9 protein-coding genes are annotated in these 15,825 nt (G+C 68.5%); 3 read left to right on the top strand and 6 right to left on the bottom strand.

Going from position 1 to position 15,825, the window contains the following annotated elements; translation table 11 throughout:
* Window positions 1–17 precede the first annotated feature (17 nt).
* Window positions 18–2,921, bottom strand: a complete 2,904-nt coding sequence (locus Tharo_RS11430) for an adenosylcobalamin-dependent ribonucleoside-diphosphate reductase (protein ID WP_107222402.1) — start codon at window positions 2,919–2,921, stop codon at window positions 18–20.
* A gap of 439 nt (window positions 2,922–3,360) precedes the next feature.
* Here Tharo_RS11430 and dsrO point away from each other — a divergent pair, with 439 nt between their 5' ends.
* The 3 genes from dsrO to Tharo_RS11415 are packed head-to-tail and all read left to right on the top strand — an operon-like array spanning window position 3,361 to window position 8,354.
* Window positions 3,361–4,113, top strand: a complete 753-nt coding sequence (gene dsrO / locus Tharo_RS11425; RefSeq protein WP_107221304.1) for a sulfate reduction electron transfer complex DsrMKJOP subunit DsrO — start codon at window positions 3,361–3,363, stop codon at window positions 4,111–4,113.
* 22 nt (window positions 4,114–4,135) lie between these two features.
* Complete coding sequence (gene nrfD, locus Tharo_RS11420; protein WP_107221303.1) at window positions 4,136–5,233, top strand: NrfD/PsrC family molybdoenzyme membrane anchor subunit; 1,098 nt, start codon at window positions 4,136–4,138, stop codon at window positions 5,231–5,233.
* 25 nt (window positions 5,234–5,258) lie between these two features.
* Window positions 5,259–8,354: a molybdopterin dinucleotide binding domain-containing protein gene (locus Tharo_RS11415; RefSeq protein WP_107221302.1), complete on the top strand. Its 3,096-nt coding sequence runs from the start codon at window positions 5,259–5,261 to the stop codon at window positions 8,352–8,354.
* 163 nt (window positions 8,355–8,517) lie between these two features.
* Here Tharo_RS11415 and Tharo_RS11410 read toward each other — a convergent pair whose 3' ends face one another.
* The 5 genes from Tharo_RS11410 to Tharo_RS11390 form a co-directional block, all read right to left on the bottom strand.
* On the bottom strand, window positions 8,518–9,147 hold the full coding sequence (locus tag Tharo_RS11410) for a response regulator transcription factor (protein ID WP_107221301.1): 630 nt from the start codon (window positions 9,145–9,147) through the stop codon (window positions 8,518–8,520).
* Window positions 9,144–10,997, bottom strand: a complete 1,854-nt coding sequence (locus tag Tharo_RS11405; protein ID WP_107221300.1) for a sensor histidine kinase — start codon at window positions 10,995–10,997, stop codon at window positions 9,144–9,146. Before Tharo_RS11405 ends, Tharo_RS11410 begins: the two co-directional genes overlap by 4 nt.
* A 374-nt stretch (window positions 10,998–11,371) precedes the next feature.
* A complete protein-coding gene (locus Tharo_RS18080) occupies window positions 11,372–14,221 on the bottom strand; it encodes a methyl-accepting chemotaxis protein (RefSeq protein ID WP_107221299.1) in 2,850 nt (949 codons plus the stop codon).
* Window positions 14,222–14,301: 80 nt separating this feature from the next.
* On the bottom strand, window positions 14,302–14,880 hold the full coding sequence (gene cheD / locus Tharo_RS11395; protein WP_107221298.1) for a chemoreceptor glutamine deamidase CheD: 579 nt from the start codon (window positions 14,878–14,880) through the stop codon (window positions 14,302–14,304).
* 8 nt (window positions 14,881–14,888) lie between these two features.
* Window positions 14,889–15,788 carry a CheR family methyltransferase gene (locus Tharo_RS11390; protein ID WP_245880889.1) on the bottom strand — a complete coding sequence of 300 codons (900 nt, stop codon included), beginning with the start codon at window positions 15,786–15,788 and terminating at the stop codon, window positions 14,889–14,891.
* Between the last annotated feature and the right edge of the window lie 37 nt (window positions 15,789–15,825).

Genomic DNA, 15,825 nt, shown 5'->3' with positions numbered 1-15,825 from the left:
CGAGGCGCCACCCGCGCTCAGCCGCAGGTGCCGACCGCACCGCAGGCGGTGCAGAAGTCGCAGCCGTCCTTGCGGATCACCGTGTGGTTGCCGCATTCGGCGCACAGCGTGCCCTGCATCAGCTTGGGCTCGCTGTCGTCGCGCGGCGACTCGAGAATGCCCATTTCGCGCGTCGGATAGCCGCGCTCGTCGAGCACGCCGAGCATCGCATAGCGGTGGATGATCAGCTGCGCGAGGTAGGCCACGGTGCTCGGATAGTTCTGCTGGCGCTTGGTGCCGGGGACGAAGGCCATGAAGTCGCCCAGAGGTTCGGGGTAGTCGAGCAGTTTCCTGAGCTTCATGCCGATCCACGCCGGGTCCATGACGCGCATGTCGAGCGAGAGGATGCGCGACAGCCCGTCGAGCGCACGCGGGTAGTTGCCCGACAGCCACATCGAGTAGGGGCGGGTGACGCCCGCGCTGAAGCCGTCCTGCGCCGGCAGGGTGATTTCCTTCAGGCCGAGGACGAAGTCTTCGCCGGTCGCCGGGTTGTAGATGTCCACCGTCCACGACAGCGTGCCGTCGGTGCCGGTCTTCGGTTCATCGAGACTGAACAAGGTGTCGAGGACCGGGTTGGTCTCGTCCTCGTGGTCGAAGGCACCGAGCTTCTCGCAGCGGTAATTGACCGCCTGGGCGAAGGCGGACACCACGCCGGGCACGAGTTTTTTCTCGCCGTGCGGCGGGAAGGGCATCTCGAAGGACTTCTCGCCGACGGTGCGGGCCAGGGTCTCGAGCTTCAGCTTGAGCCAGCCGCGGTCGTTGGCGCGCATGTCCATCGACAGCGTCTTCGCCACCGCGCCGAGGCCGCGCGGCTGGTCGGCGCCGTTGACCCAGACTTCGAACGGGAAGGAGCTGCCGTTGTTGCCGACCTGGCCGACGAACAGCGCGAAGCCGCCGGTCGGGGTGTTGAGCATGTAGGTCCAGGCGAGGTTGCCGTCGGGCAGTTCGGGGCGGCCGGGCCAGCGCAGGCTGGCGAGCACCGGCGCGGGCAGGCTCTTGATCGACAGGCGGCGGTTGGCGTCGGAGAGCTCGACGTCGTGGGGCTGCTTCTGTTCGGTGCTCGGGGTGACCGACAGCACCGAGCCGAGGACGCTGTTCGGCCGGTAGGTCGCCAGGCCCTTGAGGCCGGCCTTCCACGCGGTGAGGTAGAGATCCTCGAACTCGGCGTAGGGATAGTCTTCCGGCACGTTCACCGTCTTCGAGATCGAAGTGTCGATGTAGGGCGCGACCGCGGCGACCATGTCCTTGTGCGCCTGGGCGGAAATTTCCAGTGCGGTGACGAAGGGGGCGGGCAGCTTGTCGACGTTGCCGCCGAGGTGCTTGTACAGGCGCCAGGCGTAGTCCTCGACCGCGTACTCCTTGAAGGTGCCGTCGGCCATGCGCTTGCGGCGGGTGTAGGTGTAGGAGAACGGCGGCTCGATGCCGTTGCTGGCGTTGTCGGCGAAGGCCAGGCTGATGGTGCCGGTGGGAGCGATCGACAGCAGGTGTGAGTTGCGGATGCCGTTCTTGCGGATCTTGTCCTTGACTTCGGCCGGCAGGCGCGAGGCGAAATTGCCGCCCGACAGGTAGAGGTCGGCGTTGAACAGCGGGAATGCGCCGCGTTCCTTGGCCAGATCGGACGAGGCGAGGTAGGCGCGGTTGCGCATGTACTCGGAAATCTTGCGTGCCTCGTCGCGCGCTTCGGGCGTGTCGTAGCGCTTGCCGAGCATGATCAGGGCGTCGCCCAGGCCGGTGAAGCCGAGGCCGACGCGGCGCTTGGAGTCGGCTTCGGCGCGCTGCTGCTCGAGCGGCCAGTGGGTGCTGTCGAGCACGTTGTCGAGCATGCGGATCGAGATGTCGACGATCTTGCCGAAAGCGGCGTAGTCGAACTCGGCCTTGCCGGTGAACGGGTGCTTGACGAAGGGCGTGAGGTTGATCGAACCGAGGCAGCAGCAGCCGTAGGGCGGCAGCGGTTGTTCGGCGCAGGGGTTGGTGGCCTCGATGGTTTCGCAGTAGTACAGGTTGTTGTCCTGGTTCATGCGGTCGAGGAAGAGGATGCCCGGTTCGGCGTGGTCGTAGGTGGAACGCATGACCTGATCCCACAGCTCGCGCGCGCGCACCTTGCGATAGACCCACAGGCCGTCGTCGCGCTGGTAGGCGCCGGCTTCCCTCAGTTCGGCGGTCGGCTTGGCCTTGTGCGCGAGTTCGACGAAACCGTCGGCTTCGACCGCCTGCATGAAGGGGTCGGTGACGCCGACCGAGATGTTGAAGTTGGTGAGGTCGCCGTGATCCTTGGCGTGGATGAATTCCTCGATGTCCGGGTGATCGCAGCGCAGCACGCCCATCTGCGCGCCGCGGCGGGCGCCGGCCGATTCCACCGTTTCGCAGGAACGGTCGAACACGCGCATGTAGGACACCGGGCCGGAGGCGTTCGAGGCCGTGCCCTTGACCAGTGCGCCCTTGGGGCGGATGGAGGAGAAGTCGTAGCCGACGCCGCCGCCGCGGCGCATGGTCTCGGCGGCCTGGGCGAGCGCGGTATAGATGCCGGGACGGCCGTCGACGGCCTCGGTGACCGAATCGCCGACCGGCTGCACGAAGCAGTTGATCAGGGTGGCAGCGAGCGTGGTGCCGGCGGCGCTGTTGATCCGCCCGGCGGGGACGAAGCCCTTTTCCTGCGCTTCGAGGAACTTCGCTTCCCAGTGGGCGCGCTTGTCATCGGTCTCGACTTCGGCGAGGGCGCGGGCGACGCGGCGACGCACTTCGGCGACGGTCTGCTCGTCACCCTTGGCGTATTTTTCGACGAGGACTTCGCCGGAGATTTCCTGCATCGGCAGGTTGGCGGCGGAGGGTTTGGCAGTGTTCGGCATGGATGTGCTGGTGGACGCGCTGTTGGTCTCGCTCATGGCTTTTTTCTTCATCCGTGGTGGTTCGTGGGATGGACTGAAGAATAGCGCGGAAAATCGCGTTTCGCAAAAAAATAAAATCCTTATAAAACAGTGTCTTATGTATTTATGTTGTGTTTTTATTTTTTACGATCCACTACATGTAGTAGGTCGTAATGGGCTTCCGGAAGGCTGAAACCCACTGTCCGCGCGGGTTTGGGCCTGCCGGGCCGGGCAGATCGTCGAGCGCGCGCAGCCGTGCGACGCCCGGGGGGCAAGACCCGCGCCGGGGGCACGTGGCGGCGGCTGGCTGCGTGGCCGCGTGCGGGCAGAAAAGGGTGGGGGAGAACGGTGGCGCAATAGGTAAAACCGTCTAGTCCGCTGCCTTGTTTCGCCGATTTTTGCCGCGGCCGCGCAGGCCTAGAGTGACTCCCACGCCAACGGCTTCTGGAGTTCCGCCATGAAATCCTGTTCCGATTTGCCCGTATTTCCCGCCTCGCCCTCGCGCCGTGCCTTCCTGCGCGGGGCGACGGTGCTCAGCGCCGCCGCGGCGGCGGCGCCGGTACCGGCGGTTGCCGGTACCGGCAAGAAGCAGTGGGCGATGCTGGTCGACGTGCGCAAATGCATCGGCTGCCAGGCCTGTACCGTGTCCTGCATCCAGGAAAACGCGGTGCCCGAGGGCAGCTTCCGCACCGTGGTGTCGACCTACAGCGTCAAGCTCACCGACAGCGCCCAGCCTGCCGGCACCTACGTGCTGCCGCGCCTGTGCAACCACTGCGACAACCCGCCGTGCATCCCGGTGTGCCCGGTCGGTGCCACCTACAAGCGCGAGGACGGCATCGTCGCGGTCGATGGCGACCTCTGCGTGGGCTGCGCCTACTGCGTGCAGGCCTGCCCCTACGACGCGCGCTTCATCAACCACGAGACCAACAAGGCCGACAAGTGCACCTTCTGCGCCCACCGCGTTGATGCCGGCCTGCTGCCCGCCTGCGTCGAGACCTGCGTCGGCGGCGCGCGCATCTTCGGCGACATCAACGACCCCGAGGGCGAGCTCGCCAGCCGCCTGAAGGAGACGCAGCCGCAGCTCAAGGTGCTCAAGCCCGAGCTCGAGACCGCGCCGCGGGTGTTCTACATCGGCCTCGACGAACGCTTCACCGGCAAGGTCGAGGGCCAGGGCACGCTGTGGAAGCCCCGCAACCTGCCGCACGCCTGAACTGCACGCGAGGAGATCCAGCATGAACCCGAACATCGTCGAAACCATCAACGTCGCGCGCGAAGTCGCGTGGCTGCCTTGGGCCGTGCAGTACTTCTTCCTCATCGGCCTGTCCTATGGCGCCTTCCTGCTGTCGCTGCCGGGGATCGTGTTCCGCCGGCCGGGCTGGGCCGGCATCTCGCGCCTGGCCCTGCTGGGGGCGCTGGTGTGCGGCCTGGCGGCGCCGGTGGCGCTGCTCGCGGACCTGCATCAGCCGGGCCGCTTCTGGCACTTCTATGCGTACTTCACCCCGACCTCGTGGATGTCCTGGGGGGCGTTCTTCATTCCGGTCTATCTGGGCGGACTGCTGATGTACGCCTGGCTGGCCTTCCGCCCCGAGCTCGCGCGCCACGCCGCGAGCGGCGGCAAGCTCGCCGGGCTGGCCGGCGTACTCGCCTACGGTGGCCACGACAGCCGTGGCGCGCTGAAGGCGGCGGCGCTGCTCGCCTTCGTCGGTGCGGCGCTGGTCGCGCTGTACACCGGGGCCGAGGTCGCCGTGGTGCAGGCGCGTCCGCTGTGGAACACGCCGCTCTTGCCGCTGCAGTTCTTCATCACCGCCTTTGCCGGCGCGGTCGGCCTGGCCTTGCTGTTCAACCGCTTCGGTCCCAAGGACGAGGCCGCCAAGGGGCGCATGGCCCGCGTGCTGGCCGCAACCCAGGTGGTGGCGCTGGCGGTGGGCGCGCTGTGGCTGGCGCTGGGACTCTCCGGCGTGTCGCCGGTCCATGCCCAGGCCCTGGCCGAAGTCGGCCCCTCGGCCAACTGGCAGCTCTCGGCGGCGTGGGCAGTGGCTGCGACCGTGCTGACCCTGGTGCTGGCGTGGAAGCGGCCCGGCTCCGGCCTGGTGATCGGCCTCCTGGCGCTGCACTCGGCGTGGATGATGCGCTGGTCGATCTTCATCGGCGGCCAGGAAGTGCCCAAGACCGGCGCCGGTTACTACACCTACTCGCTGCCGCTCGGTCCCGAGGGCCTGATGGGCATCGTCGGCACCGCCGGGCTGTGGATTTTCCTCTTCGTCCTCATCACCACCTTGCTGCCGCTCGACCGCCTCGCGGCCGGCAACACCGACAAGGCTGCCGCCTGAGCGCGGGCGACCAAGGAGAAACATCATGAAAATCGAACGTCGTGAACTCATCGCCGCCGGTGGTCTGGCCGCCTTTGCCGCCGGCTTCTCGCAGACCCTGGGCCGCATGGTGGCCAACTTCACCGGCCCCGAAGAGAAGAAGATCGCCGAAGGCCGCCACATCCACGGCCGCTCGGCCGAGCCGGAATTCACCGTCGATCCGGTGAGCGGCGACTTCACCCCCAACCCCAGGCAGCAGGTCAGCTACACCGCCTGCCTCGGCTGTACCACCCAGTGCGGCGTGCGCGTGCGCATCGACAAGGCGAGTGGCCAGGTCATCCGCGTCGTCGGCAACCCCTACAGCCCGCTGTCGACCGAGCCCCACCTGCCGATGAAGGTGTCGGTGAAGGAAAGCCTGGTGGCGATGTCGCGCTTCCAGGACAAGGGCCTGGCCGGGCGCTCGACCGCCTGTGGCCGCGGCAACGCGGCGATGGACCAGATGAGCTCCCCCTTCCGCGTGCTCACCCCGATGAAGCGCGCCGGCCCACGCAATTCCGGTCAGTGGCAACCGATCTCCTTCGAGCAGCTGGTGAAGGAAGTGGTCGAGGGCGGCGACCTCTTCGGCGAAGGCCATGTCGACGGCCTCGCGGCGCTGCGCGACCTGGAGAGGCCGATCGATGCCGAGGCGCCCGAGCTGGGCAAGCGGGTGAACCAGGTCGCGGTGCTGACCAGCGTCAATGACGGCCGCGAGAACTTCAGCCGCCGCTTCTGGAACCAGGCCTACGGCACGCTCAACCACGTCGGCCACGGCTCGTACTGCGGCGGTGCCTACCGCTCCGGCTCGGGCGCGCTGTTCGGCGACGTCAAGAAGATGCCGCACGCCAAGCCCGACCTCGCCAACGCCGAGTTCGTGCTCTTCATCGGCACCGCGCCGGGCAACGCCGGCAACCCCTTCAAACGCACCGGCGGCATGCTCGCCAAGGGCCGCGCCGAGGGCCGGCTCGACTACGTGGTGGTCGATCCGGTGCTCAACAACTCGCACAACCTCGCCGCCGCCGAGCACGGGCGCTGGGTGCCGATCCGCCCCGGCACGGACGGTGCGCTGGTGATGGGCATGATGCGCTGGATGTTCGACAACGACCGTGTGAACACCGCCTACCTCGCCTGGCCCAACCTCAAGGCCGCCCAGGCCGCCGGCGAGCCCTCCTTCACCAACGCCGGCTGGCTGGTGATCGCCGAGGACGGCCATCCGCGCCAGGGTCGCTTCCTGCGCGGCTCGGACATCGGCATGGCCGTTGCCGCCGAGGACAAGTACAAGGACGCCGACCCCTACCTGATCGCCACCGCCGGCGGCGAACTGGTTGCCGCCGAGACCGCGGCCGAGCCGGCGGTGCTCGAGGCCACCCGCGTGATCGAGCTCGGCGGCAAGCCGGTGACGGTGAAGACGCCGTTCGAGCTGCTGCGCGAATCGGCGCGCGCGCAGTCGATCGACGAGTACTCGGCGATCTGCGGCATCCCGGAAGAGGTCATCACCGGCCTCGCCGACGAATTCACCCGCCACGGCCGCAAGGCGAGCGCGGTGGCCCACGGCGGCATGATGGCCGGCAACGGCTTCTACAACGCCTACGCGGTCGTCACCCTCAACGCCCTGATCGGCAACCTCAACTGCAAGGGCGGCTTCGTGATGAACGGCGGCGGCTTCAAGGACAACGGTGCCGGCCCGCGCTACGACCTCGAGACCTTCCCCGGCATGCTCAAGCCCGCCGGCACCCCGCTCGGGCGCAATGTGCCCTACGAGCGCTCGGCCGAGTTCAAGCGCCGCCAGGCCGAGGGCAAGGCCTATCCGGCCACCGATGCCTGGTTCCCCAACGCCCCGGGCCTGGGCACGGAATGGTTCCCGGGCGCGCTGCGCGGCTATCCCTACGGCCTCAAGGCGCTGATCCTGTGGAGCTGCAACCCGCTGTACGGCATCACCGGCGTGCGCCCGCTGATCGAGAAGGATCTCGCCGACCCGAAGAAGCTGCCGCTGATCGTCTCCGTGGACCCGCTGATCAACGAGAGCAACGCCTTCGCCGACTACATCGTGCCCGACTCGCTGATGTACGAGAGCTGGGGCTGGACCGCGCCCTGGAACGGCGTGCCGACCAAGGCCACGACCGCGCGCTGGCCGGTGGTCGAGCCCAAGGCGGTGAAGACACCCGACGGCGCGGCGATCGGCATGGAGACGTTCTATCTCGCGCTCGCCAAGGCGATGCAGCTGCCCGGCTTCGGTGCCGGGGCGATCGCCGACATGGACGGCAAGCGCTATCCGCTCGACACCCCCGAGGACTGGTACCTGCGCGGCGGTGCCAACATCGCCTTCGCCGGCAAGGCGCCGGTGGGCGAGGCCAGCGACGAGGACCTGCAGCTCTCCGGCGTCGAGCGCATCCGCCCGCAGCTGGAGGGCGTGCTCAAGGCCGAGGAATGGCGCAAGGTCGCCTTCCTGTTCACCCGTGGCGGACGCTACCAGCCGGCCAGCGAGGCGCAGGACGCCGAGCAGCCCGAATGGCAGGCCCACCGCTTCACCAAGCCGCTGTGGCTGTGGAACGAGACGATCGGCAGCGCGCGCAACACGCTCACCGGTGCGCGCTTCCGCGGTTGCGCGCAATGGACGCCGCCGGCCTTCTACGACGGCACCCCGGTGCGCCGGGTCCACTCCGAGGCCGACTGGCCGCTGCAGATCGTCAGCTACAAGTCGGCGCTGCAGAACTCGTACAGCATCGCCACCCGCATCACCGGCCTGCATCCGGACAACCCGGTGGTCGTGCATCCAGCCGATGCGGCGGCGCTCGGCCTGCAGAGCGGCGATACGGCGCGCATCCGCACCCCGGGCGGCGCGGCCGAGTGCACCGTGATCGTGCACGAGGGCGTGGTGCCGGGGGTGATGGCGGTCGAGCACGGCTACGGTCACCGCGAACTGGGCGCGCGCGCGCATCGCATCGGCGATCAGGTGCAGCCCGACCGCCCCGACCTGCGCGCCGGGATCAATCTCAACGAGCTCGGCCTCTCCGACCCTACCCGCGGCGGTAAGGTGATCTGGGTCGATGCGGTGTCCGGCACCGCAGTGCGCCAGGGCATTCCGGCGCGGCTCGAGCGGGTGTGAGGCATCGCGGCGTGCGGTAAGGCCCGAATCGCGGCTGCCGCCGCTCCCACCGGGCCGCGCCGGCTCTGGTGTGGGAGCGGCGGCAGCCGCGAAGGCTTGGCGCCGGTTCACCTGTGGGAGCGCCGGAAGGCGCGAAGATGGCCCTCGATGCGGCGCTGCGCCTTCAGTCCAGCGCCGCCGGGTCGGCGCGCAGCATCAGGCGCGCGAGCTCGGCGGCGCTGCCGACGCCGGTCTTCTCCATGACGTGATGGCGGTGCACATGCACCGTCTTCTCGCTGATGTCGAGCTCGCGCCCGACCCGCTTGTTGGGCAGGCCCAGCGCCACCAGGCGCGCCACTTCCAGCTCCCGCGGCGACAGGCGGTCGAGCAGGGTCCTGGCTTCTTCGCAGCGTGCGTTGCGTGCGCGTGTTTCGCCGCCCAGCTTCACCGCGCGCCCGACCGCATCGAGCAGGGCCTGGTCCTTGAACGGCTTCTCGAGGAAATCACAGGCGCCGTGCTTCATCGCCTGCACGGCGAGTTCGACGTCACCGTGCCCGGTCATGAACACGATCGGCACCATCCAGCCGCGCTGGCGCAGGGTTTGCTGCAGCTCCAGCCCGCTCATCATCGGCATGCGGATGTCGAGGACCAGGCAGGCCGCTTGCGCCGGGTTGGGCACGGCGACGAGAAAGTCCTCGGCCGAGGCGTGGGTGGCGACCTGCCAGCCCATCGATTCGAGCAGGAAGACGAGCGAGCGGCGGAACGCAGCATCGTCGTCGATGACATGGATGAGGAGGTCTTCGCTCGAATTCATGGGGGCGTTCGTGCCGGTTGGGGGGCTGTGGTGTCCGGGTGCGGCGCGGGCGCCCCGTCCATGAGCCCGTCCTCGGGCAGGCTCAATACGAACAAGGCGCCCGGGCCATCGGCGGGTGTTTCCGCGCTCAGCCGTCCGCCGTGCGCTTCGGCGATGCTGCGGCAGATCGACAGGCCGAGGCCGAGGCCGTCGTCCTTGGTGGTGAAGAACGGCTCGAACAGCCGGCTGCGGGCGTGCTCGTCCAGCCCGCAGCCATGGTCGCGGACGCGGATTTGCAAGCTGCCGCCGGTGTGCTCGATGGCGATGGCAATGTGCTGGCGTGCGGGCGGCAGGGTGCGGCTGGCGTCCCAGGCGTTCTTCAGCAGGTTGAGCAGCACCTGCTGGATCTGCAGGCGGTCGACCTCGACCCGGGCGGTGGGCGGTAGCGCGTCTTCCACCGTCACCGCCGGTGCCTGCGCGAGCATGCCGCGAAACAGGGCGACCGCCTCTTCGACCAGCTCGTGCGGCGACGCCGGCTCGCGGCTGGCGGTGCGCTTGCGGGCGAAGGCGCGGATGCGGCCGAGGATGCCGGCGGCGCGCTCGGCCTGGCCCGCGATCTCGGCTGCGGCCTCGCGTACCGCGGCTTCGGTCAGGCGGTGGTGGTCGGCGCGGCGGACAAGGCTGTTGGCGTAGTTGGTGACGGCCGCCAGGGGTTGGTTGAGCTCGTGCGCCAGCGTCCCCGACAGCTCGCCCAGCACCGACAGGCGAGACAGGTGATCGGCCTGTTCCTGCGCGCCGCGCATGCGCACTTCGAGCGCTTCGCGCGCGGCGAGGGCCTCGCGCAGCGCCGCGGTGCGTGCCTGCACCAGGTGTTCGACGCGCACGGTGTAGACGATCCAGCCGATGATCAGCAGCGCGAAGCCGCCCACCCAGGGCCAGTAGCGTTCGGCCAGCGCCATCAGGGTCGGTGCCCGCAGGTAGGCGTAGGGGCCGATCTCGAGGCGGCGGAAAAGCTCGTGCACGGCCTGGTAATCCGCCGGCACGGCCCAGGCCAGGCCGTCGTCCGGCCGGGTCATGCCGAGCAGGGCGATCGCCACCGCGCGCGACAGCTCGGGCGGGGTGTGGCGCAATGCGGCCAGCGGCCAGTCGGGGTAGATCCGGGTGGAGGTGGCGCACGGGAAGCCGGGTTCGGTGCGTGGCGAGAGGACGCGAAAACGCGCCTGCCAGTCCGGCCTGCTCTCGAGCAGGCAGCTGCGGATCACGCCCGCGTCGGCGACACCGGCGTCGAGTGCGTCGATGACGCCGTTCATCGGAAAACCGACCTCGTGCAGTGCGGCGAAGTCTTTGTCCGGCGACAGGCCGAGCGCGTCGAGTTCGCCCCACAGCAGCTGGAAGCCACCGAAACCGGAGCGCCCGACGATGGCCAGGCGGTGGCCGTGCAGGTCGGCGAGCGACTGCAGCGGGCTGGCGGCGGGCACGACCACGGTGGCGGCGAGCGCGCGTTCGGGCGAGCGCCCGCCGCCGGCGTCGAGGGTCAGGATGCGGCTTGCGCCGAATTCGGCTTCGAGCTCGATGTAGTGCCCGGGGTTGGTGATGATGAATTCCAGCTCGCCACGGCGGATCGCTTCGCGCAGGCCGTCGTGGTCGAGCTGGACCAGCGTCGGCGCGTGGTCGGGCAGGGCGGATTCGAGCCGCCGCAGCACCGGCGACCATTCTTTGACCGCCGCCTCCGAACCCAGGAAGGCGAGCACGCCGATGCGCAGCGCGACCTCCGCCGCTGCGGCGCGGACCGGCAGCAGCAGGCACAGGGCGAGCACGGACAGGCAGAAGAGGGTGACGGCGGCCGCAGGGGCGCGATGAGTAGACCGCATGGGTGCCAAAATCGCCTTTTGGCGAACGCACGTCAAGAGATCGGTGTGCCGCACGGCGAGTGCGGGCGCGCTTCGGCAATCTGCTGCGGTCAGCGGCAGCGCAGGGCGTCGGTCGAGGCCTTGCCGCGCGCGGCTGCGGCCGCGGCGCTGGTCAAGGAATCGAATCCGGCGCCCGCCCCGCCGTCCCCGGACCGGCCCCATGGGCTGAACGCGGGAGGCACGGCGCGGAGTGGTCCGGCCGTGCCTCGTGCTGCTACTTTTTCTTCGTCACCGAAGATATCGCCCTGCACCTGTGCGCGGTGCAGGGGGTGGCCGGGACGTCGGCTTCGGAACTCCAGCCGGTGGAACTCGAACTCGCAGATGGAGGGGCGGTTTCAGAAATCCCGCCATTCGTCTTCGGCCCCCGAGGTCATTGCCAGCGCGGCGCGGGCCTGGCGGGCAGGACGCCGCTCCTCGGCAGGGAACGCAGGCACCGGGGAGCTTGCGCTCAGCCGGGGGGCGGACAGCGAGGCCGGGGCGGGAAGGCGCTGCATGCTGTCCTCGATGCGGAACACGCTGACCGAGTGGGCGAGCGACATCGACTGTTCCTTCAGCGATTCGGCGGCGGCGCTGGCCTGCTCGACGAGCGCGGCGTTCTGCTGGGTGACGCTGTCCATGTGGGTGATGGCGACATTGACCTGCTCGATGCCGGTGCTCTGTTCTTCTGACGCGGCGGAAATCTCGGCGACGACGTCGGTGACGTGGCGGACCGATTTGACGACATCGGCGATCACCCGCCCGGTTTCGTCGGCGAGGCTGGTGCCCTGTTCGATGCGCGCGACCGACTCCGAGATCAGGCTCTTGATTTCCTTGGCGGCGGCGGCCGAGCGCTGGGCCAGGCTGCGCACTTCGCTCGCGACCACGGCGAAGCCGCGCCCCTGTTCGCCGGCGCGGGCGGCCTCGACCGCGGCGTTGAGCGCCAGGATGTTGGTCTGGAAGGCGATGCCGTCGATCACGCTGATGATGTCGACGATCTTCTGCGCGGCCTGGTGGATGTCGCCCATGGTGCCGACCATCTGCTGCATGGCGTCGGCCCCCTTGCCGGCGATGTCCGACGCGGAGACGGCCATTTGCCGGGCCTGGCGGGCATTGTCGGCGTTCTGGCGCACGGTGGAGGTGAGCTCTTCGGTGCTGGCGGCGGTCTGTTCGAGGCTGGAGGCCTGCTGCTCGGTGCGTGCGGACAGATCCTGATTGCCCTTGGCGATCTGCTGGGCGGCGATGCTGACGGCGGAGGCGGCGTCGGCGATCTGGCCGATCATGCTGGTGAGCGCGTCGACGGTCTGGTTGGTGTAGCTCTTGAGCTCGCCGAAGGCGCCCTGGTAGTCGCCCTCGATGCGACGGGTGAGGTCGCCGTCGGCCATCGCGCCGAGCACCGCATTGGCTTCACGCAGGCCGTTGTCGGCGGCTTCGAGTAGGCGGTTGATGTTGGTGTTGAGCTCTCGCAGGAATGCGTTCGCGGCCGAGATTTCCAGGCGGGTACTGAAATCGCCCAGGGCGGCGGCGCCGACCACCTGCTGGATCGCGCGCTGGGCGGCGAGTTCGTCGGTGCGGTCGCGCCATTCGCCGACCGAACCGATGCGCTCGCCGCGCTCTCCGACGATCGGACTGGTGGTCAGTTCGAACTCACGCCCGCCGATCACTTGGGTGGTGGAAGTGGGTTGGTTGAGGTTGGCAAGTTGCCGGCGGGCTGCGGCCGGGTCGGTGTCCAGCAGGGTGATGTCGCTGCCGACGAAGCCGGCGGCGGTGAAGTCCGGTACCGTCGCCGCGATTGCCGGTTCGAGCCGCTGCACGGTCTTGCGCATGGCATGGTTGGCGTACAGCACCTTGCCGTCGAGGTTGGCGATGCGGACGTTGGTTGCCACGCAGTCGAGGGCGACCTTGATCCGCAGCGCTTCGGCGGCGACGCGGCGCGCTTCGTTGACGTCGAAGCCGAGCCTGATCTGCATCGACTGCAGCCCGTGCAGGACCTTGCCGACCTCGTCTTCGGCCTCGACGTGGATCGGGTTGTCGTACTTGCCTTCGGCGATGCGCTCGAAGATCTCGTTGGCCTGGCGCAGCGGCCGTACCACCGAGCGCACGATCAGCCGGCTCAACAGCACGGCGAGGGCGAGGGCGAGGGCGAGCGAGGCGATCACGCCGTTGCGGATCCAGGTGCTGACGGTTGCGGTTTCGGCGAAGATCTGTTCGGCCGCGCTGCGGTGGGCTTTGACCAGCGCTTCGGTGCGCTCGCGGATTTCGCCGTACAGCGGGTTCCCCCTGGTGAGCAGGGTTTCGGTGGCTTGGGCGTAGGCGCCGGCGAGGATGTGCTCGCGTGTCGGCATCACGCCTTCGCCGAGAAGTTTCTTGCGTGCTTCGACATAGGCCTGGTTGAGTGCGGCCATCTCCGGAGTGCTGCGGGCGAGGTAGTTGTCCCAGATCCCGGTGATCTGCTCCTCGTTGCGCAGGACGGTGTCGGTGTGGACCGAGACCGGGTGGTCGTGCAGCTTGGTGAACGGCGACTGCGGGCTGTGCTGGGCCGCCAGCAGCAACTGGGCGCGGCTGTCGCCCGACAGCATCAGGATCTGCTCGAGGTCGTACGCCGACGTGGCGTGATCCTGATAGACCCGCTCGAGCCCGCGCTGGAGGTAGGCGCCGAGCCCGAGGCCGGCGATGGCACCGAGGACGAGGCCGGCCAGCAGGAATCCGACCAAGCCGTACAGGCGGGCGCCCAGCGGCAGCGCCATCAGGCGCCCGCTGAGGCGCCGGATGGGCGACGGCTTCGGGGCCAGGCCGGCCTTGCCGGCCCGGATGTCGCGGTAGAGGGCGGCGGCCTCCTCGATCTGCTGGCGGGTGGGGCGGGAGCGCACCGACAGGTAGCCGGTGACGTGGCCGCCTTCACGCACCGGCGTGACGTTGGCCACCACCCAGTAGTAGTCGCCGTTCTTGCAGCGGTTCTTGACCATGCCCGACCAGGGCTTGCCCGCCTTCAGGGTCTGCCACAGGTCTTCGAACGCTTCGGGCGGCATGTCGGGGTGGCGCACGATGTTCTGCGCGCTGCCGATGAGTTCGGCTTCGGTGAAGCCGCTGATGCGCACGAAGGCATCATTGACATAGGTGATCACGCCGCGCAGATCGGTGCGTGAAACGATGTCCTCGCCATCACGAATCTGCAGCTCGTTGTCGGTGACCGGAAGATTGATCTTCATTGAGGTTTTTTCTCGAAAAGTTGGGGGCGAAAGGGGGGCGGTGGAAGGGGGGCGGTGGAGGGGCGGTGGAGGGGGCGGGTTCAGAAGAAATCGGCGGCGGGATCGTCGGTCGGGGTGTCGAGGTGTTGTGCGTAGCGGGTTTCGCGGTGCAGCAGGGGTAGGGTGCTTCCGCCCCGCATGACCCGGATACGGGCATGGCCGCTGTCGGGGAAAAAATAGATCTTGCGCGGATAGGGTCCGAGCAGGTCCCGAGCTTGCAAGGGAATACGCTCACGCGCGAGGAAATCGATCACGAAAGCCGCATTGCGCTCCCCCACGTTGGCCGAGCCGAAATGCGGGAGCATGGCGCCGCCGCCGAATACCTTCGCCACCAGGCGTTCGCGCCGTGCGCCGGCGCAGACCATCTGCTGGATCAGGGTTTCCATGGCAAAGGCGCCGTAGCGGGCCGAGGCCGGATTGGCGGGGTCGTCATCGGCACCGGGAAGGAGGAAGTGGTTCATGCCGGCGATGCCGGTGCCCGGGTCACGCAGGCATGCGGCGACGCAGGAGCCGAGCACGGTGACCAGCAACCGCGAGCGCGTGACATGGTATTCACCGGGCAGGATCTTGATCGCTTCATGATTGAAGAGGCGATCGAAATAACAATGGGTGGCGGTCATCGGGGCGCTCAGCGCGGAGGGCTCGCTCCGCCGACCGGTGCATAGACGGTCTTGCCGAGGTTGCGGAACAGATCGGTGCTGTGCATCAGGCTCTCCGAGTGGCCGCAGATCAGCAGGCCGTCGGGCCGGAGCAGATGCTGAAAGCGCTTGAGCAGTTCGCGCTGGGTCGGCTTGTCGAAGTAGATCATGACGTTGCGGCAGAAAATCACATCGAGTCCGGGCTCGATCGGCCAACTCGATTCGAGCAGATTGACTTGCAGGAAGCGGACCTTCTCGGCTATTTCGCGGCGGATGCGCACATGGCCGGCGTTGCGCCCGTAGCCTTCCTGAAAGAAGCGTCGCAGGCGCTCCGGACTGATGCTGCGGACACGATCGACCGGGTACACCCCCTGGTGTGCGATGCCCAGCACCTGGGTGTCGAGGTCGGAAGCGAGGATCTGCACGCTGGACGGAAGCCCGTCGGTGCGCTCGGCAAGGGTGATGGCGATCGAGTAGGGCTCCTCGCCGGTGGAGCAGGCTGAGGACCACACCCGGTAGGGGCGCGATTCGCGGTGGCGCGCGGCGTGTTCGGCGAGAACCGGGAAGTGATGGGCCTCGCGGAAGAAGGCAGTGAGGTTGGTCGTCAGGGCGTTGATGAATGCTTCGACTTCGGGGTCCTTGCCCGCTTCGATCCGGTCGAGGTATTCGCCGAAGCTTTGCAGGCCGGTCGCGCGCAGGCGGCGGGCGAGGCGCCCGTAGACGAGGTTGCGCTTGCATTCGGACAGTGCGATGCCGGAGACCTTGTAGATGAGCCGGCGCACACGCTCGAAGTCGTGCCGGGTGAAGATGAATTCGCGCCTGGCCTGCGCACTGGTGGGGTGCGCATCCTGCCGTGCTCCGGCGGCAGCCGTGCCGGAGAGGGGCGCCACCGGCCCCGGGTGCCGGAGGCGGTGGGCAAGTCCAGGG

This window comes from Thauera aromatica K172 (assembly GCF_003030465.1).
GTDB lineage: Bacteria > Pseudomonadota > Gammaproteobacteria > Burkholderiales > Rhodocyclaceae > Thauera > Thauera aromatica.
The sequence above is the reverse complement of the archived record's forward strand: the minus strand, read 5'-3'. Positions and strand labels throughout refer to the sequence as shown.

Excerpts from the sequence above, each read along its gene's own strand:
- nrfD (WP_107221303.1), top strand. The coding sequence starts at position 4,136 with ATGAACCCGAACATCGTCGAAACCATCAACGTCGCGCGCGAAGTCGCG.
- Tharo_RS11415 (WP_107221302.1), top strand. The coding sequence starts at position 5,259 with ATGAAAATCGAACGTCGTGAACTCATCGCCGCCGGTGGTCTGGCCGCC.
- Tharo_RS11430 (WP_107222402.1), bottom strand. The coding sequence starts at position 2,921 with ATGAGCGAGACCAACAGCGCGTCCACCAGCACATCCATGCCGAACACT.
- cheD (WP_107221298.1), bottom strand. The coding sequence starts at position 14,880 with ATGACCGCCACCCATTGTTATTTCGATCGCCTCTTCAATCATGAAGCG.
- Tharo_RS11405 (WP_107221300.1), bottom strand. The coding sequence starts at position 10,997 with ATGCGGTCTACTCATCGCGCCCCTGCGGCCGCCGTCACCCTCTTCTGC.
- Tharo_RS18080 (WP_107221299.1), bottom strand. The coding sequence starts at position 14,221 with ATGAAGATCAATCTTCCGGTCACCGACAACGAGCTGCAGATTCGTGAT.
- dsrO (WP_107221304.1), top strand. The coding sequence starts at position 3,361 with ATGAAATCCTGTTCCGATTTGCCCGTATTTCCCGCCTCGCCCTCGCGC.
- Tharo_RS11410 (WP_107221301.1), bottom strand. The coding sequence starts at position 9,147 with ATGAATTCGAGCGAAGACCTCCTCATCCATGTCATCGACGACGATGCT.